The organism is Sphingomonas sp. Sphisp66, assembly GCF_047324325.1.
Lineage (GTDB): Bacteria > Pseudomonadota > Alphaproteobacteria > Sphingomonadales > Sphingomonadaceae > Sphingomonas.
Map to the genome: position 1 here is coordinate 4,092,528 of NZ_CP168508.1, position 17,912 is coordinate 4,110,439.

Annotated in this window: 14 protein-coding genes and 1 pseudogene; 5 read left to right on the forward strand and 10 right to left on the reverse strand. The window is 68.7% G+C overall.

The window, feature by feature from the left end:
* Nucleotides 1-26 precede the first annotated feature (26 nt).
* Nucleotides 27-935 carry an EamA family transporter RarD gene (rarD, locus tag ACEN8G_RS18675; protein ID WP_413417620.1) on the reverse strand — a complete coding sequence of 303 codons (909 nt, stop codon included), beginning with the start codon at nt 933-935 and terminating at the stop codon, nt 27-29.
* A 113-nt stretch (nt 936-1,048) separates the two neighbouring features.
* Here rarD and ACEN8G_RS18680 point away from each other — a divergent pair, with 113 nt between their 5' ends.
* On the forward strand, nt 1,049-1,987 hold the full coding sequence (locus ACEN8G_RS18680; RefSeq protein WP_413417622.1) for a hypothetical protein: 939 nt from the start codon (nt 1,049-1,051) through the stop codon (nt 1,985-1,987).
* 4 nt (nt 1,988-1,991) lie between these two features.
* Here the strand turns inward: ACEN8G_RS18680 and ACEN8G_RS18685 are convergent, their stop codons facing one another.
* From ACEN8G_RS18685 to ACEN8G_RS18715, 7 genes and pseudogenes are all read right to left on the reverse strand, one after another.
* A complete protein-coding gene (locus ACEN8G_RS18685; protein ID WP_413417624.1) occupies nt 1,992-2,291 on the reverse strand; it encodes a YciI-like protein in 300 nt (99 codons plus the stop codon).
* 1 nt (nt 2,292) lies between these two features.
* Nucleotides 2,293-3,117, reverse strand: a complete 825-nt coding sequence (locus tag ACEN8G_RS18690; protein WP_413417626.1) for a hypothetical protein — start codon at nt 3,115-3,117, stop codon at nt 2,293-2,295.
* Nucleotides 3,118-3,126: 9 nt separating this feature from the next.
* Nucleotides 3,127-3,615: a GNAT family N-acetyltransferase gene (locus ACEN8G_RS18695; RefSeq protein WP_413740664.1), complete on the reverse strand. Its 489-nt coding sequence runs from the start codon at nt 3,613-3,615 to the stop codon at nt 3,127-3,129.
* Nucleotides 3,615-4,942, reverse strand: a pseudogene (locus tag ACEN8G_RS18700) (dihydrolipoamide acetyltransferase family protein). The gene ACEN8G_RS18695 and the pseudogene ACEN8G_RS18700 overlap by 1 nt, the downstream one beginning before the upstream one ends.
* Nucleotides 4,943-4,948: 6 nt before the next feature.
* A complete protein-coding gene (locus ACEN8G_RS18705; protein WP_413419287.1) occupies nt 4,949-5,953 on the reverse strand; it encodes an alpha-ketoacid dehydrogenase subunit beta in 1,005 nt (334 codons plus the stop codon).
* 35 nt (nt 5,954-5,988) lie between these two features.
* Complete coding sequence (locus ACEN8G_RS18710; protein WP_413419283.1) at nt 5,989-7,257, reverse strand: 3-methyl-2-oxobutanoate dehydrogenase (2-methylpropanoyl-transferring) subunit alpha; 1,269 nt, start codon at nt 7,255-7,257, stop codon at nt 5,989-5,991.
* Nucleotides 7,258-7,528: 271 nt separating this feature from the next.
* Nucleotides 7,529-9,601 (reverse strand): M3 family metallopeptidase, encoded by a 2,073-nt coding sequence (locus ACEN8G_RS18715; RefSeq protein WP_413740665.1) that lies wholly within the window; start codon nt 9,599-9,601, stop codon nt 7,529-7,531.
* A gap of 203 nt (nt 9,602-9,804) precedes the next feature.
* Between ACEN8G_RS18715 and ACEN8G_RS18720 the strand changes: the two genes are divergently transcribed.
* From ACEN8G_RS18720 to ACEN8G_RS18735, 4 genes are all read left to right on the forward strand, one after another.
* A complete protein-coding gene (locus ACEN8G_RS18720) occupies nt 9,805-10,554 on the forward strand; it encodes an ImuA family protein (RefSeq protein WP_413419238.1) in 750 nt (249 codons plus the stop codon).
* Between the two features lie 235 nt (nt 10,555-10,789).
* The gene (locus tag ACEN8G_RS18725) at nt 10,790-12,298 is read left to right on the forward strand and encodes a DUF6504 family protein (protein WP_413415599.1); all 1,509 of its coding nucleotides are present in this window, start codon (nt 10,790-10,792) and stop codon (nt 12,296-12,298) included.
* Entirely contained in the window at nt 12,295-15,636 is a 3,342-nt protein-coding gene (locus tag ACEN8G_RS18730) for an error-prone DNA polymerase (RefSeq protein WP_413415596.1), read from the forward strand. Before ACEN8G_RS18725 ends, ACEN8G_RS18730 begins: the two co-directional genes overlap by 4 nt.
* Nucleotides 15,636-16,169 (forward strand): 2'-5' RNA ligase family protein, encoded by a 534-nt coding sequence (locus tag ACEN8G_RS18735; protein WP_413415595.1) that lies wholly within the window; start codon nt 15,636-15,638, stop codon nt 16,167-16,169. The genes ACEN8G_RS18730 and ACEN8G_RS18735 overlap by 1 nt, the downstream gene beginning before the upstream one ends.
* On the opposite strand, the gene ACEN8G_RS18740 is transcribed toward ACEN8G_RS18735, so the two are convergent.
* Together ACEN8G_RS18740 and ACEN8G_RS18745 are read right to left on the reverse strand one after the other, a co-directional pair.
* Complete coding sequence (locus ACEN8G_RS18740) at nt 16,166-16,738, reverse strand: methylated-DNA--[protein]-cysteine S-methyltransferase (RefSeq protein WP_413415594.1); 573 nt, start codon at nt 16,736-16,738, stop codon at nt 16,166-16,168. The two genes, ACEN8G_RS18735 and ACEN8G_RS18740, sit on opposite strands and share 4 nt — an antisense overlap.
* 134 nt (nt 16,739-16,872) lie before the next feature.
* On the reverse strand, nt 16,873-17,877 hold the full coding sequence (locus ACEN8G_RS18745; RefSeq protein WP_413415593.1) for a fumarylacetoacetate hydrolase family protein: 1,005 nt from the start codon (nt 17,875-17,877) through the stop codon (nt 16,873-16,875).
* Nucleotides 17,878-17,912 lie beyond the last annotated feature (35 nt).

Here is a 17,912-nt window from a genome sequence, read left to right on the forward strand (position 1 = left end):
GAAGCATGAGAGTATGATGCGGCGCCTTACGCCTCGGCCGGCACCGGTGCGCGGGCGGCGCGGATGCTGTCCCAGGCGTAGAGCGCGCAGCCGGCCCAGATCAGCGGGAAGGTGACCAGGTGGACGGGCCGCAGCGGCTCGCCCAGCGCCAGCGCGACGAAGAACTGGAGCGTCGGCGCGATATATTGCAGCAGCCCCATCATCGAGAGCGGCAGCAGCCGGGCGGCGGCGGCGAACATCAGCAGCGGGATCGCCGTGATCACGCCGGCGGCGAGGAGCAATGTGTTCTGCCCGGCCGATACGCCGAAGCCGCTGGTCCCCTGTCCCATGGTGTAGAGCAGCCAGCCGCCGGCGAGCGGCACGAGCAGCACCGTCTCGACGGTAAGCCCGCCCAGTGAATCGATCGCGACCACCTTGCGGACCAACCCGTAGAAGCCGAAGCTGAAGGCCAGCGACAGCGAGATCAGGATCGCGCCGCCGCCGCTCACCGCCATCACCAGCACGCCCGCCCCGGCCATGGCGATCGCCACGCCCTGCCAGCGCCGCAACCGCTCGCCGAGCAGGAGCATGCCGAGCGCGACATTGACCAGCGGATTGATGAAATAGCCGAGGCTGGCCTCCAGCACATGATCGGTCTCGACCGACCAGATATAGACGAACCAGTTGATCGCGATCAGCGCGGCGCTGGCGCAGAGCAGCAACAGGGTACGCCCGCGTGCCGCCCGCCAGATATCCCGGGCGCGGCCCAGCGCGAAGACCAGCACGCCCAGGAACAGCACCGACCAGACGACGCGGTGGGCGAGGATCTGCAGCGCCGGCACGGTGGCCAGGATGTGGAAATAGAGCGGCAGCACACCCCAGATGCCATATGCGCCGATGGCGAGCATGAGGCCCCGATTGCCGGAGGCGCGCGCGGTAGGGGTGGTGCTGGTCATCGGGTTCCCTTGCGCGGACCCGGGCGCCCGCGCAAGCAAGCGCCGCTTGGCACCGCCAAAGCGATTGCACCGAAACGCTTCCCCGCTAGGCTGTTCACGAACAAGGGGGAATCATGTCGGATCATTGGGAAGAGGGCGGCCGGGACGGTCATCCGCTGATCGCCACGCTGGCGGGCGCGGCAGTGCTGGTGCTCGCGGCCCTGCTCGGCCCGCGCTTCGCGACGCCGCTGCCCTTGCCCGCATTGCTGATCGGCGGGGCGGCGGCGGGGCTGGTGCTGTGGCTGATCGGCTTCGCGATCACGACGCGCCATGCCAGCCTGGCCTGGAAGCTCGGCTCGCTGGTGCTGCTGATCGGCGCAGGCGCCGGCGCCGCCGCGATCGCGCATGGCCAGTTCCAGACCCAGTCGCGCGCCGATGCGAGCAGCTTCGCCGAGATCGAGCTGGCGCCCGACGGCACGGTGATCCTGCCCACCGGGGTGCGGGCGCGCGGGCCGGTCTCGCAGCTCTATGCCGATGCGGTGCAGGCCGATGCGGCGGCGGCGCGCGCCTTTGCCAATGCCCAGGGCAAGTTCGGCATGGGCGCGCTCACCAGTCCCTATCTGCTCCAGCAGAACCCGCATGCGATCGGCAATTGCGGCGAGATCGAGCAGCTGCGCGCGCTCGCCGCCGAGCAGAGCCTGGCGCGCATGGCGCGACGGACCGCGCTGGCCGAGGCGATCGGCAGCGCGAGCCTGCCCAAATCGGCCAAGCTGGGCATCGCCCGGATCGCGGGCGACGCGAAGGACGATGCGCTGCTCGCCAATCAGCAGGCGACGCTCGATGCCACGGCCGAGCTCTGCACGCTGCTCGCGCGTCGGAGCTGGTACAACGACAATGGCTATTTCGGCTTCCGCAACGGCGCCGATGCCGCAGCCTTCACGGCGAACAAGGCCAAGCGCCAGACGCTGGCCGAGCAGACGGACGCGGTGACCGCCGCAGCCAAGGCGCGGATCCTGGCGGGGCGCGAGCAGGTGCGCGACGCGCTGAGCCGCTCGATCTACACCAAGGACTGAGGGCTCAGGCGGCGGGCCGCACCGGGTTCGCCGCCTGCGCGCCGACCACGGTGTTCCAGGGCAGCACGTCCCAGCGCACGACCAGGCCGTTCGCGACATAGGGATCGGCCTCGGCAAAGGCGCGGGCCGCCGCTTCGCTGGCGAAGAGCAGGAGCGCGCTCTCGGGCGGGTCGCCTACGGCACCGCCGAGCAGCAGCTCGCCCTTGTCGACGCTCTGCCAGGCGAGGGTGAGATGCGCGTCGCGAAAGGCGGCGCGACGCTCGAGATAGTCGGGCGCGGTGGCGTAGCGCAGGATCCAGTGCATCTCAGCCTCCGATGCGCAGCCACAGGGCGGTGGCGTCGTCCGACGCCTTGAAGCGCGGGAAGCGGGTGCAGGCGGCGTCTTCGCGCTCGATCGCGCGCAGCTCCTCGGCGATGGCGGCGAGACCGCGCGACCGGATCGCCTCGACCAGACTGGTGTCGTCATGGGCGCCGTAGCTGTCGATCAGCGCGGCATAGCCGTCGCTCATCAGGAAGAGCTCGTCGCCAGGCGTACAGGCGATACTGGCGCCGGCGACTTCGGACATGTGCTCGGGATCGATGCTCAGCACGCGCATGCCGGTGCGGCCACGGGTGGCGCGGAGATTGGCGAGGATCGGGGCCGAACGCTTGGGGCTGCCGAGGCCGTGCTCGGCGAGGCTGGCGGCGCGCTCGGCCTCCGAATTGCGGATCTCGCGGAGCGGGCCGAGGCGGGTGACCGGGCCGCCCGACCAGAGGAAGCCGACACAGTCGCCGAGCCAGCCGATCTCGAGCACGCCCTCGCCCAGCCGGACGGCGAGCGCGGAGGCGAGCGGATATTCCCAGCGGTCCGCCGGATCGCGGGTGCGGTCGCGCTGCCAGGCGTGGCGGATCGCGTCGCCGACCTCGCCGAACAGCGATTCGACCGAGGCGGCGCGGCTTTCGGTGAAGGCGGCATGGGCGATGCCCGCCAGCCAGGCCGCCCCGCCCTGCGCGCCGACCAGCCCGGGCGGGCCGAGATCGGTGGCGCCGTCGATCACCCAGGCATGGCGCGCGGCGAAACCGGTGCGGTCGTCATTGGGGACGGAGATGTCGCCGGCGAGGCTGATCGACTGGAGGAGATCGAAGTGCATGCGCCCATCCTAGCCCGGATTGGGGGCGCCTCGCACCATGTAACGCGCATCGGGGCCATAACTGGAGAGCTTGGCCTTGAGCGCGGGGGAGTCCTGGGGTTCAAACCCCTGGGCCTGCCAGAAGGCGGCGGACTCGTTGACCGAGACCAGCGCGATGGGCGCGTCGAGCTTGGTGAAGAGCAGGGCGAGCCCGGCCCGGGCATTGCCGCCGCCGCGCGCCTCGGGGAGCAGGGCGAGGTCGTGGAGATACCAGCTGTCGCGCTTGTCCGGCAGGCCGCCGAGCAGGGTGTCGAGCGGCGGGATCGCCTCCAGCGGCCAGGGATAGGCGATGAGATAGCCGGCGATGCCTTGCGCGCCTTCGAGGACGAAGCAGCTGCCGGGCGCGAGCGTCAGCCGTTCGGCAAAGCAGGCGCGGCCCTCCGGGTGGTCGGGGAAGGCGATGCGGGCGACCGCGACGACACCGTCGAGATCGCCCGGAGTCATCGCCCTCCAGCGCATCAGTCGGCGAACAGCAGCACGGGGGTCTCGAGCAGCTTCTTCACCGCCTGGACGAAGCTCGCCGCATCCCAGCCATCGACGACGCGGTGGTCGCACGAGATCGACAGGTTCATCAGCTTGGCGCGGACGATCTCGTCGCCCCCGTTACTATTCTTAGCGAAGATCGGGCGCTCGACGATCTTGTTCGGGCCGATGATCGCGACTTCGGGACGGTTGATCACCGGGGTGGTGGCGATGCCGCCGAGCGGCCCGAGCGACGTGACGGTGAGCGTCGAGCCGGACAGCTCCTCCGACTTGGCCTTGCCGGTGCGCGCCGCTTCGGCGAGGCGGCTGATCTCGCTGGCGAGCTGCCAGACATTCTTGTCCTGCGCGTCGCGGATCACCGGGACCATGAGGCCCGCATCGGTTTGCGCCGCCATGCCGAGATGGACGCGGCCGTGACGGGTGACCACCCCGGCCTCGTCGTCATAGCGCGCGTTGATCATCGGGAAGTCGGGCAGCGCCCGGCAGATCGCGACGATCAGGAAGGGGAGCATGGTCAGCTTGGGGCGCTGGCCACGATTGTCGTTGAGGTCGCCGCGCATCGCCTCGAGCGCGGTGACGTCGATCTCGTCGACATAAGTGAAGTGCGGGATCTGGCGCTTCGATGCGGCCATGTTCTCGGCGATGCGGCGACGCATGCCGATGACCTTGATCGGCTGGTCCTCGCGAGCGCGGCTGGCATGCGGGGCGTGATAGCCCTGGGCGCTGCCATAGCGCAGATAGGCGTCGAGATCGGCGTGGCGGACATGGTTGCCGTCCGCCTTCACGCTGGCGAGGTCGATGCCGAGGTCCTTGGCGCGCGCGCGGACGGCGGGGGATGCGAGGACCTTTTCTTCTCCCCTTCCGCTTGCGGGAGGGGTCGGGGAGGGGATGTTTCTTCGAGGGCGGCGGGTGCGACGGGCCCGCCCCCAGCCCCTCCCGCGAGCGGAAGGGGAGCGGGTTCGGCTTGCGGCTCCACCACTTCCTCAATCCCAGGCGTTTCCGCCTCGACCTGTTCCTCGACCGGCGTTTCGTCCGCCGCAGGCGCAGCCACTTCGCCCTCGCCCTCGACTTCGATCACCATCAGGCCCGAGCCGATCGCGACCATCTCGCCGACTTCGCCGGCCAGCTCGACGACAATGCCGGAGACGGGCGATTCCATCTCGACGGTAGCCTTGTCGGTCATCATGTCGGCGACCTGCTGGTCCTCCGACACCTTGTCGCCGACCTTGACGTGCCAGGCGACGATCTCGGCCTCGGCAATGCCTTCGCCGATGTCCGGCAGACGAAAAGTGAAGCGTGCCATGGCGGATCAGTCCTTCAGGATCTTCTTGAGGGCGGTGCCGATGCGCACCGGGCCGGGGAAATAGGCCCATTCCAGGCTGTGCGGGTACGGCGTGTCGAAGCCGGTGACGCGCTCGATCGGGGCTTCGAGATGGTAGAAGCAGCGCTCCTGCACCTGGGCCGAAAGCTCGGCGCCGAAGCCCGAGGTGCGCGTCGCCTCGTGGACGATCAGGCAGCGGCCGGTCTTCTTCACCGACTCCTCGATCGTCTCGATGTCGAGCGGGACGAGCGTGCGCAGATCGACGATCTCGGCGTCCACGCCCAGTTCCTCGACGGTGTTGGCGACGACATGGACCATCGTGCCGTAGCAGAGGATCGTCACTGCCTCGCCGGGGCGGACCACCGAGGCCTTGCCCAGCTCGACGCGGTAATGACCCTCGGGCACCTGGGCGCCGGGATGATCGGCCCAGGTCTTGGCCGGGCGGTCATAATGGCCGTGGAACGGGCCGTTATAGATGCGCTTGGGCTCGAGGAAGAGGACGGGGTCGTTATCCTCGATCGCGGCGATCAGCAGGCCCTTGGCATCGTACGGCGTCGAGGGGATCACCGTCTTCATGCCCGAGACATGGGTGAAGATGCCCTCGGGCGACTGCGAGTGGGTCTGGCCGCCGAAGATGCCGCCGCCATAGGGCGAGCGGATCGTGATCGGCGCAGTAAAGTCCGCCGCCGAGCGATAGCGCAGCCGCGCCGCTTCGGAGACGAGCTGGTCGAGCGCCGGATAGATGTAATCGGCGAACTGGATCTCGGGGACCGGGCGCAGGCCATAGGCGCCCATGCCGATCGCCACGCCCATGATCCCGATCTCGGTGATCGGCGTGTCGAAGGCGCGGGTCTTGCCGTACTTCGCCTGGAGCCCGGCGGTGGCGCGGAAGACGCCGCCGAAATAGCCGACATCCTCGCCCATCACGACCACGTTGGGATCGCGGGCCATCATCACGTCCATGGCGGAGTTGATCGCCTGGATCATGTTCATCTGCACGGTGGCGCCCTCGGCGTCGATAATGTCGCTCACAGGCCGGCCGCCTTCTGCTCGTCCAGCATCTGCTGCTGCTGTTCCTTGAGGTGCCAGGGTATCTCTTCGAACACGCCTTCGAACATCGATTCGAAGGGCTGGTGCATGCCGTGCCCGAGGATGCCGTTCTTCTCGGCTTCCTTCTGCTCGCGCTTGACCAGCTCGGCGAGCTCGAGGTCCTGCGCGGCGTGGCGTTCCTCGTCCCATTCGCCGAGCTTGATGAGATGCTCCTTGAGGCGGCGGATCGGATCGCCGAGCGGCCAGGCATTGGGCTCGCCGGCCGAGCGATAGGCGGTGGGATCGTCGGACGTTGAATGGCCTTCGGCACGGTAGGTGAAATGCTCGATCAGCGTCGGGCCCTGGTTGGTCCGCGCGCGCTCGGCCGCCCACTCCGTCGCGGCGTACACCGCCAGCGCGTCATTGCCGTCGACGCGCAGGCCCGCGATGCCATAGCCGATCGCCCGCGCCGCGAAGGTGGTCGCCTCGGCCCCGGCGAAACCGGAGAAGCTCGAGATCGCCCATTGGTTGTTGACGACGTTGAAGATGACCGGCGCCTTGTAGACGGTCGCGAAGGTCAGCGCCGAGTGGAAGTCGCCCTCGGCGGTGCTGCCCTCGCCGCACCAGGTGGCAGAGATGCGCGTGTCGCCCTTGGCCGCGCTCGCCATCGCCCAGCCCACCGCCTGGGGATATTGCGTCGCGAGATTGCCCGAGATCGAGAAGAAGCCATACTCCTTCGAGGAGTACATGATCGGCAGCTGACGGCCCTCGAGCGGATCGGCCTTGTTCGAGTAGATCTGGTTCATCATCGTCACGATCGGATAGCCGCGCGTGATGAGGATCCCCTGCTGGCGATAGGAGGGGAAGCACATGTCGTCGCCGGCCAGCGCCATCGCGGCGCCGATCGAGACGGCCTCCTCGCCGGTCGACTTCATGTAGAAGCTGGTCTTGCCCTGGCGCTGGGCGCGGAACATGCGCTCGTCGAACGCGCGGGTGAGCGCCATCGAGCGGAGCATGCGACGCTTGGCATCTGCGTCCAGTCGGGGATCCCAGGGGCCGACGGCATTGCCCTCGTCGTCGAGCACCCGGACCAGACCGTACGCCAGCTCGTGGAAGCTGGAGGCAGCATCGGCGGTGTCCGGGCGGCGGGTGGCGCCGGCGGGCGGCACCGCGATGTCGCTGAAGTCCGCCTCGTCGCCGGGGCGGAATCGCGGCTCGGGCACGTGCAGCGCAAGCGGGGGCAGGTTGGCGCGGTCGCGCTCGCTCACAAGGGCTCTCCGGACATAGGCTCCCGTGGCCAAACGCCCGGGAATCACGTTTCGCGCCGTTGTTATAAAATTTCAAATGCCCGCGCAAGTAGGTCAGAGGTGCTGACCTGAAATGCCGGGCGAAAGGATGGGAATTCAGGGCGGATGGCGCTGCGTTCCAATCCGGCTGTTCCCCGGCGAAAGCCGGGGCCCAGGGCCACAAGCGATAGGGCAGAGAAACCCTGGGCCCCGGCTTTCGCCGGGGAGCAGAAGTTGCTCGGTAATCGGATAATTACGCCACAGGGAACCCGCGCCGCTTGAACAGCGCCGACACGTCCGGATCCCTTCCCCGGAACGCGCGGTAGGCGACCTTGCGGTCGGTCTCGTTGCCGGTGGAAAGCAGGGTGGCGCGGAAGCGGTCGGCGGTCGGTTTGTCCCAGACATTGCCGGTCTCCTGGAATGCCGCCCAGGTGTCCGCGTCCATCGTCTCGGACCAGAGATAGGAATAATAGCCGGCCGAATAGGCGTCGGACGAGAAGAGATGGCTGAACTGCGGCATGCGGTGGCGCAGCACGATCTCCTTGGGCATGCCGAGCGCAGCGAGCGCCTCCTTCTCGAACGCGGCGATATCGGTGACCGGCTCCTCGCGATCATGCAGCTGCATGTCGAGGATCGCACAGGCGAGATATTCCACCGTGTCGAAGCCCTGGTTGAAGGTCGAGGACTTCTCGATCTTGTCGACCAGCGCCTGGGGCATCGGCGCGCCGGTCTTGTAGTGCTTCGCATATTTGTCGAGCACGTCGCGGGTGAGCAGCCAATTCTCGTTCACCTGGCTCGGATATTCGACGAAGTCGCGCGGCGTGCCGGCCAGCCCCGGATAGGTGATGTTCTGGAGCAGGCTGTGGATCGCGTGGCCGAACTCGTGGAACAGCGTCGTCGCATCGTCGAGGCTGATTAGGGTGGGCTCGCCCGCCCCGCCCTTGACGAAGTTGTTGTTGTTCGAGGCGAGCGTGTTGCGGAAGCCGTCGAACTTCTGCTGGCCGCGATAGCGGGTGGCCCAGGCGCCGGAGCGCTTTCCGGAACGCGCATAGCCGTCGAAATAGAAGATGCCGATATTCTTGCCGGTGCGGGTGTCGGTAACCTCGAAGGTGCGCACGGCGGGATCGAACACCGGCACGTCCTTCACTTCCTTGAAACCGAGATCGTAGAGCCGGCCGGCGGCGTAGAAGGCGCCCTGGAGGATGTTGTTCAGCTCGAGGTACGGCTTCACCTCGCTCTCATCCAAGTCGTACTTCGCCTTGCGGACCTTCTCGGCATAGAAGCGATAGTCCCAGGGCGCGATGGTGATCTTCGCCCCTTCCTTGTCGGCCAGCGCCTGCATGTCGGCGACCTCTTCCGCCACACGGGCGCGGGCGGCAGGCCAGACCGCCATCATCAGCTTCATCGCATTGGCCGGGGTCTCGGCCATGGTGTCGTCCATGCGGAAATAGGCGTGGTTCTTGAACCCGAGCAGCTTCGCGCGCTGCTGGCGGAGCTTGAGGATCTCGGCGATGCCGGCCTTGTTGTCGCTGGCATTGCCATTGTCGCCGCGCGAGATGAACGCGCGCCAGACCTTTTCACGCAGGGCGCGGTCGGTCGAATAGGTGAGGAACGGCGCGACCGAGGAGCGGGTGTTGACCACCGCCCATCCGGCGACCTTGCGCTCTTCGGCCGCGGCCTTGAGCGAGGCCTTGAAGCTGTCCGGCAGGCCGGCGAGCTGGGCTTCGCTGTCGAGGACGATCCAGGTCTCCTCGTCTGCCAGCAGGCGGCGGCTGAAATCGGAGAAGGCAGATGCGAGCGCCTGGTTGAGCCGGCTGACCTCGGCGCGCTCGGCATCGGACAGCGCGGCGCCGCGGCGGACGAAGCCGCGATAGCTGCGCTCGAGCAGGCGGAGCTGCTGGGGATCGAGCTTCTGGCTGGCGCGCGTGTCGTACGCGCCCTTCACCCGGGCGAAGAGCAAAGGATCGAGGAACAGCTCGTCATTCGCCTTGGTGAGCTTGGGGCTCCATTCGCGGTCGATCGCCTGGACCTGCTTGTCGGCGAGGTTGCTCTCATAGACGCCCCAGACCGATTCGACCCGGTCCATCGTCTCGCCGGCCTTCTGCATCGGCTCGATCACGGTGTGGAAGGTGGAGGCGGTGCGCGCGTTGCGGATCGCATGGATCTCCTGGCGCTGCTCGGCGATCGCCACTTCGAAGGCGGCGGGGAACATCTCCGCCTTGAACTTGTCCCAGGGGGGCACGCCGCCATAGCCGCCCGGCCAGGGCTTGAGCAGCGGCGAGGCATCGACGGGTTCGGCAGCCCCGATATTAGAAGCTTTTGCCATCAGGCTCCCCAGGAAAGGCGTTGCGAGTGCGGCACTGGTGCCGAGAAGCGCCTGACGGCGGCTGAAGTTGCGGATCATGTTCGCGATTGTCCCCATGCATTCTGCGATTGCGGCGAGCTTAGGCGCGCGCGGCGGAATGGCAATTGACTCTGCACCCATATGGAACAAAATAGGAACGATTTTGTCCCCGAGTCGTGAGCAGCATGGCCGATCCTGCCGTCCTGAAGCAATTGCGCGAGACGCTGCGCGGTCTCGAGACCGGTGGATTCCGCCGGCGGCCGTCGTTGCCCTTCGGCATCGAGGCGCTCGATTCGCGCCTTGCCGATGGCGGGCTGCGGCTCGACGCGCTGCACGAGGTGGCGGCAGGCACCAGCGACATGGCGGACGATTGCGCGGCGACCCTGTTCCTTGCCGGGATCGCGGCACGCGCCTGGGGTCCGGTGCTGTGGGTGGTGCGGCGGCGCGACCTGTTCGCGCCCGGCCTCGCCCAGTCGGGGCTCGATCCCAAAAGACTGATCTATGCCGAGGCCAAGGACGATGCCGAGCTGCTCGCAGTGATGGAAGAGGGGCTGCGCCATCGCGGGCTGGGCGCGGTGATCGGCGAGGCGAAGCGCGCCGACATGACCGCGACGCGCCGCCTGCAGCTGGCAGCCGAGGGCGGGCGGACGATCGCGCTGCTGATGAAGCGCGCCGCGCGCGAAGGCAGCGACCCGATCTCGCCTCCCTCGGCAGCGGTGACGCGCTGGCGGGTGGCCTCGGCGCCCTCGACGAAGCTGCCGGTGGAAGGCGTCGGACGATCGCGCTGGAAGCTCGAGCTGGCGCGGCAAAAGGGGGGCGAGGGATTCGAAATCACGGTGGAGGCATGCGATGCAACGGGTCGCTGCGCTCTTCCTCCCGCTATGGCCCATCGAAAGGCTGTGGCGGGCGGAAGCGCGCCCCGGCGCGCGGCCTGATCCGCGCCTTCTCCCCGCCCCCCAGGCCCCGCTTCGCAAGCCCGCCCAGCATGAGGGCCATTGGCGGCCCGGCGCGAAATGGGCGCGGGGGGATGAACCTTCACTCCTCCCCGGAACGGGGAGGGGGACCGTCGGCGAAGCCGGTGGTGAAGGGGCCGCCGGCGCCAGCCGGAGGGCTTCGCCCGCTGCCCCTCCACCACGCGACTACGTCGCGCGGTCCCCCTCCCCCAGCGAGCTGGGGGAGGAATTAAGCGCCCCCCTCGTCACCACGCTCCGCAACGGCAGCCGCATCGAGATCGCCGCCGCCTGCCCCGCCGCGCAGGCGCTGGGGCTGCGGTCGGGCATGGCGGTCACCCAGGCGCGGGCGCAGGTGCGCGGGCTCGATGTTCGGCCGGCCGATCCCGAGGGCGACCTGGCTTCGCTGAAGGGACTCGCGATCCTCGCGGCGCGGCGCTGGTCGCCGGTGGTGGCGCTGTCGGATACGGACGGGCTGTTCCTCGATATCTCGGGCACCGCGCATCTGTTCGGTGGCGAGACGGCGATGGCGCGGCGCATCGTCCGCCTGCTCGCGCGCGCCGGCTTCACCGCGCGGATAGCGATCGCCGACACGCCGGGCGCCGCCTGGGCGCTCGCCCGCTATCATGGCCATGCTATCTGCCCGCCGGGCGAGCAGGCGGCCGCGCTCGCCGCGCTGCCCACCCCGGCGCTGCGCATCGACGAAGCCGCGGTCGAGCTGCTCAAGCGGCTCGGCGTGGACCGGATCGGCCAGCTTTCCGCGCTGCCACGCGCGCCCTTGGTCCGGCGCTTCGGCACGGCGACGGTGCTGCGGCTCGACCAGGCGCTGGGCCGGATCGCCGAGCCGCTCGATCCGGTGATCCCGCCCGAGAGCATCGCCGTGCAGCAGCGCTTCGCCGAGCCGATCGCCAGCGCCGAGGCCATCGAGCATTGGCTGGGCACGCTCACCCCGCGCCTCGCCGCCGCGCTCGAGACCGAGGGGCTGGGGGTGCAGGCGCTCGAATGCGTTGCCGAGCGGATCGACGGCGTACCGCAGCGCATCCGCATCGGCCTGGCCCGGCCCAATCGCGACCCCGCGCATCTGCTCCGCCTGCTCAAGCGGCGGATCGAGGATGTCGAGCCGGGATATGGCATCGACGCGATCACCCTGCATGTCCGCCGCGCCGGCCTGCTCGGTCCCGAGCCGGTGGTCGAGCGGCTCGATGAAGAAGCGGCGCCCGACCTCGCCACTTTGGTCGATACGCTGGCGACGCGGATCGGCCTCGGCGCGATGTGGCGGATGCGTGCCGTCGAGAGCGACGTGCCCGAGCGTTCGGAGGCGCGCACGCCGGTGCTCGATCCCCCGGCCCGCCCGGCGCAGCGCGGCAAGCGCGACGATGTCCGTCAGCTCGACCGCAACCCGCCGCTACCACCCTGGCACTCCGGCTGGCCGCGTCCGGCGCGGCTGCTGCGCCGGCCCGAGCGGCTCGATCACGTCATCGCCGAGCTGCCCGACCAGCCGCCCCGCCGCTTCACCTGGCGCGGGCAACCCCACCGTGTGATCCATGCCGACGGCCCCGAGCGCATCCAGGGCGAATGGTGGAAGCGCGACGCCGAGCGGATGAGCGTGCGCGACTATTTCCGCGTCGAGGACGAGGCCGGCCGGCGCTATTGGCTGTTCCGCGCCGGCGACGGCGAGCGCCCCGCGACCGGCGATCTCAGCTGGTATCTCCACGGGGTGTTCGGATGAGCTATTCCGAGCTCCAGGTGACGACGCATTTCTCGTTCCTGCGCGGCGCGTCCTCGCCCGAGGACCTGTTCAGGCAGGCGGCGCTCATCGGCCTGCCGGCGCTGGGGATCGTCGACCGCAATTCGGTGGCCGGCGTGGTGCGGTCGCTCGTCGCCGCGGAGAAGATCAGCGCGCTCGGCCTGAAGATCCGGATGATCGCCGGCTGCCGGCTCGACCTGGTCGATGGCAGCGCGGTGCTGGTCTGGCCCGAGGATCGCGCCGCCTGGAGCCGGCTCACCCGGCTGCTCACCCTCGGCAAGAGCCGCGCAGACGCGCAGAAGGGCGAGAAGGGCCAGTGCTTCCTCCACTGGGACGACCTTGCCGGCGCCGCAGAGGGCATGGTCGGCGCGCTGGTGCCCGGGCTGGCCGATACCGGCGATCCCCAGGCGTTCGAATGGATGGCGGATGTGTTCGGCGACCGCGGCCATCTCTGCCTCACCCAGCATCGCCGCCCGGGCGACGCGATGCGGCTGCACGAACTCAACCTCGCCGCCCGCCGCTTCGGGCTGATCCCGCTGGCGACCGGTGACGTACTCTACGACACGCCCGACCGGCGGATGCTGCAGGACGTGGTCACCGCGATCCGCGAGTGCTGCACGATCGACGAACTCGGCTTCCGCCGCGAGCGCAGCGCCGACCGGCATCTCAAGTCTCCGGAGGAAATGGCGCGCCGCTTTCGCGACTATCCCGAAGCGCTGGCGGCTTCCGAGGCGATCGCCGAGCGCTGCACCTTCTCCCTGCGGGAGCTGAAGCACCAATATCCCGAGGAAGAAGTCATCCATGGCCGCAGCGCCCAGGAAGCCCTCGCCACGCTCGCCTGGAACGGCCTCAAGCAGCGCTTCGCCGGCAAGCCATCCCAGGCGCATCAGGACCTGCTCAAGCACGAGCTCGGGCTGGTCGAGCAGATGGAGTACGCCCCCTATTTCCTGACGGTCAATTCGATCGTCCAGTTCGCGCTCAGCCAGCATATCCTCTGCCAGGGGCGCGGCAGCGCCGCCAATTCGGTGATCTGCTTCGCTCTGGGCATCACCTCGATCGACCCGATCAAGCACCAGCTGCTGTTCGAGCGCTTCATCTCGACCGAGCGCAAGGAGCCGCCCGACATCGACGTCGATTTCGAGCATGAGCGGCGCGAGGAAGTGATCCAGTGGATCTACGAGAATTACGGCCAGGACCATGCCGCGCTGACCGCGGTGGTGATCCGCTTCCGCTCGCGCAGCGCGCTGCGCGAAGTCGGCAAGGCGATGGGGCTGCCCGAGGACATGACCGCGGCGCTGTCGTCGCAGGTCTGGGGCTGGTCGAACGATGTCGACGACAAGCATGCCGATGCGCTCAACCTGGATCGCAGCGATCCGCGCCTGGCGCTGACGCTCGAGCTGGCCCGCCAGCTGATCGACACCCCGCGCCACCTTTCCCAGCATCCCGGCGGCTTCGTGCTGACCCGCGACAAGCTGCACGACCTGATCCCGGTCGAGCCCGCGGCAATGATCGACCGCCGCGTGGTCGAATGGGAGAAACTCGACATCGAGGAGCTGGGATTCATGAAGGTCGATATCCTCGGTCTCGGCATGCTCGGCTGCATGCGCCGTACTTTCGACCTGCTGGCAAAGCACAAGCAGACGCATCTCACGCTCGCCTCGCCCCTGATGCAGGAGGAGGACAAGCTTACTTTCGCGATGATCCAGCAGGCCGATACGCTGGGCGTGTTCCAGATCGAGAGCCGGGCGCAGATGTCGATGTTGCCGCGGATGAAGCCGGTCTGCTTCTACGACATCGCGATCCAGGTGGCGATCGTTCGGCCCGGGCCGATCCAGGGCAACATGGTCCACCCCTATCTGAAGCGCCGGCAGAACCCGAAGCTGGTCACCTATCCCTCGCCGGCACTGGAAGAAGTGCTGACCAAGACGCTGGGCGTGCCGCTGTTCCAGGAACAGGCGATGCAGGTGGCGATCAAGGGCGCCGGCTTCACCGCGGGCGAGGCCGACCGGCTGCGCCGGGCGATGGCGACGTTCAAGTCGAGCGGCGATATCGGCGAGTTCGGACCCAAGCTGATCAGCGGCATGCGCGAACGCGGCATCAGCCTGGATTTCGCCGAACGGCTGGTCGAGCAGATCAAGGGCTTCAGCAATTACGGCTTTCCCGAGAGCCACGCCGCCAGCTTCGCCAAGATCGCCTATGCCTCGAGCTGGATGAAATGCCACCATCCCGACGTGTTCTGCACGGCGCTGCTCAACGCGCAGCCGATGGGCTTCTACGCCCCGGCACAGCTGATCCGCGATGCGCGCACCCACGGAGTCGAGGCGCGGGCGGTGTGCATCAACGACAGCGACTGGGATACGCGGATGGTACCCGAGGGGCCGAACCCGCGCGAACGGGACCCGAAGTTCTGCGGCACCGAGGCGGACTGGAAGAGCCTGCAGCCGATCCGGCTCGGCATGCGGATCGTGCAGGGGCTGGCGGAGGCCGATGCCGACGCGATCCTCAGGGCGCGCGCGCAAGCCCCCTTCACCTCGATCGAGGACATCTGGCGCCGCTCGCGCGTGAAGCCCGCCGCACTCGAACGGCTCGCCCGGGCCGATGCCTTCCAGGCGCTCGGCCTCAACCGGCGCCAGGCGCTCTGGGCGATCAAGGGATTGAGCCAGGCACCGCTCGACCTGTTCGCCGCCGCCGATGCCCGCGAAGGCGCGACCGTGGCCGAAGTGGTCGAGCCCGAAGTCACGCTGCAGCCGCTCAGCGCTGGCCGCGAAGTGGTGGAGGATTACCGCGCCACCCAGCTCTCGCTGCGTGCGCATCCGCTCCTTTTCCTGCGCGACCGGCTGGAAGCGCGACGGATCGCCAGATGCGCGGACCTGCTGGACATGAAGGACGGACAGCGCGTCGAAGTCGCCGGGCTGATCCTCGTGCGCCAGCGGCCGGGCAGTGCCAAGGGCGTGGTGTTCGTGACGCTGGAGGACGAGACCGGCATCGCCAATGCCGTGCTCTGGGCCGATCGGTTCGAGGCGAACCGGCGCACGGTGATGTCGGCGACGATGCTGGCGATCCGCGGAAAGGTGCAGCGCGAGGGGATCGTGATCCACCTGGTGGCGGAGCAGATCACCGACCTCACGCCGTGGCTGCGCGAAGTCGGCGAGCTGGAGCTGCCCGACATGACCATGCCGGGCGACGGCGCGCGGCATGGCGGCGAGATCGATCCGCGCGACCGCCTCGTGCCGCGCCAGCGCCCGGCCGACAGCTGGCCACCGCGCCGCAGCCTCAAGGCGCCGGACCTGATCCCGGTGCGCTCAAGGGATTTCCACTGATGCCGCGGAACCGCCTGTTCTTTGCGCTGCGCCCCTCCCCGCTCGCCCGCAACCTGATCGGCGTCCAGCGCGACCAGCTCGGGCTCGCCGAAAGCGTGGTCGAGAACGACCGGCTGCACATCACCCTGGGCATCACCGAGGATTTCGCCCGCCAGCCCTATGCCGAGATGAAGCGGCTGATCGAGATCGGCGCGCAGGTCTCCGCGGCACCGGTGCCCGTTGCGCTCGACCGGATCTCGGGCGGCAACGAGACGATCGCGCTGCGGCCCAGCCGCAAGATCGACGCATTGGCCGAGCTGGGGCGCAAGCTGCAGGCGGGGCTGGCCGGCGCCGGGCTGCTGCGCGGCGGCTGGGAGTTCCATCCCCACGTCACCCTGCTCTACCGCAAGGGCCGGCCCTTCACCCGGACGATCCCGCCGATCGGCTGGGACGCGACCGATTTCGTGCTGATCCACTCGATGCTCGGCGAGCACCGGCATGTCGAACTGGGCCGCTGGCCGCTGATCGAGAGCCAGGGCGGGTTTGGCTTCTAGAAGCCCAGCCCCAGCTGCGGCAGGTTGCGGGTGACGATGCCGTCGCGCACCTCGACGCCTTCGATCTCGAGCATGCGGGCCTTGGACAATGAACCGCCGGGCGCAGAGAAGCCGCCGATCTTCCCGTTCGCGGCGGTCACCCGGTGACACGGGACGATCAGCGGCACCGGATTGGCCGCCATCGCCTGGCCGACGTCGCGGGCGAATTCGGGGCCGGCATCGAGCAGCTTCGCGATCGCGCCATAGGTCGCCGTCTCGCCCCAGCCGAGCGCGCGCACGGCGGCATAGACGCGCTCGAAGAACGGTTCCTGCGGCCCGAAGTCGACCGGAACCTGCGCGAAATCGACGCGATCGCCGGTGAAATAGCGCAACGCGTCGTCGATCACCGCCTGCACCTGCGGCGGTGGGGATACCGGTTTCGCGTCCGGCAGGCGCCGCAGCAACGCGTGTTCGGCTTCGCCCGCAGTGCCCGCCGGCAGCCGGAAACTGTTGATGCCCCGCGCGTTCCAGCCGATCGCGGCGAAGCCCGATGCGGTCTCGAACAGGGTGTAGAAGCTTTCGCCTGTCATGATGCGGAGATCGGTGCTCGGCCCGTCGCCCGCAACCCGAATCTACCGCTCAATGCACCCCTTCCGCACGCCCAACTCGTGACCCCGGCCTTGCGCCGGGGTGACGATGGAGTTTTCACGCCATCCCGGCCACTCTAGCCCCCGACGGTCTGCTCGATCACGCCGAAGATCGGGTGGTGCCGGTCGTCCTCGGCCCAGATGCGCACCGTGTCGCCCGCCTTGAGGAAGGGAGTCTCCGGCTTGCCGCCCCGGATCGTCTCGATCGTGCGGATCTCGGCGATGCAGGAATAACCGACGCCACCTTCGCTGACCGGCTTGCCCGGCCCGCCATCCTCGCCGCGGTTCGAGACGGTGCCCGAGCCGATGATCGTGCCGGCACCGAGCTTGCGGGTCTTCGCCGCATGGGCGACCAGCGTGCCAAAGTCGAAGGTCATGTCGACTCCTGCCTCGGCCCGGCCGAAGGGCTTGCCGTTCACATCGACCATCAGCTTGCGGTGGAGCTTGCCGTCCTTCCACCAGTCCCCCAGCGAATCGGGGGTGGCGAAGGCCGGCGAGAAGGCGCTGGCCGGCTTGGACTGGAAGAAGCCGAAGCCCTTGGCGAGCTCGCCCGGGATCAGGTTGCGCAGGCTCACGTCGTTGGTGAGGCCGACCAGCCGGATCGCGGCGAGCGCTTCCTCGCGCGAGGCGCCGAGCGGCACGTCGCCGGTGACGACCACCACCTCGCCCTCGAGGTCGCAGCCCCAGGCCTCGTCGGCGAGCGGGATCGCGTCGCGGGGCCCAAGGAACCCGTCGCTGCCGCCCTGGTACATCAGCGGATCGTGCCAGAAGCTGTCGGGCATCTCGGCACCCCGTGCCTGACGCACCAGCGCGACATGGTTCACATAGGCCGAGCCGTCCGCCCATTGGAAGGCGCGCGGCAGGGGTGCTGCGGCGAGCCGCTCGTGGAAGCGCTCGCGCGGGATCACCTCGTGATCGAGATCGGTGGCGAGGTTGCGCAGGTCGGCCTCGACCCGGTCCCAATTGTCGAGCGCCGCCTGCAGCGTCGGCGCGATCATGTCGGCGCTGGCATACCAGGCCAGATCGGTGGAAACGACGACCAGCTTGCCGTCACGGCCGCTCTTCAGGCTTGCGAGCTTCATTAAGTCTCTCCTTTGCCCCATCCATAGCCGTCCGG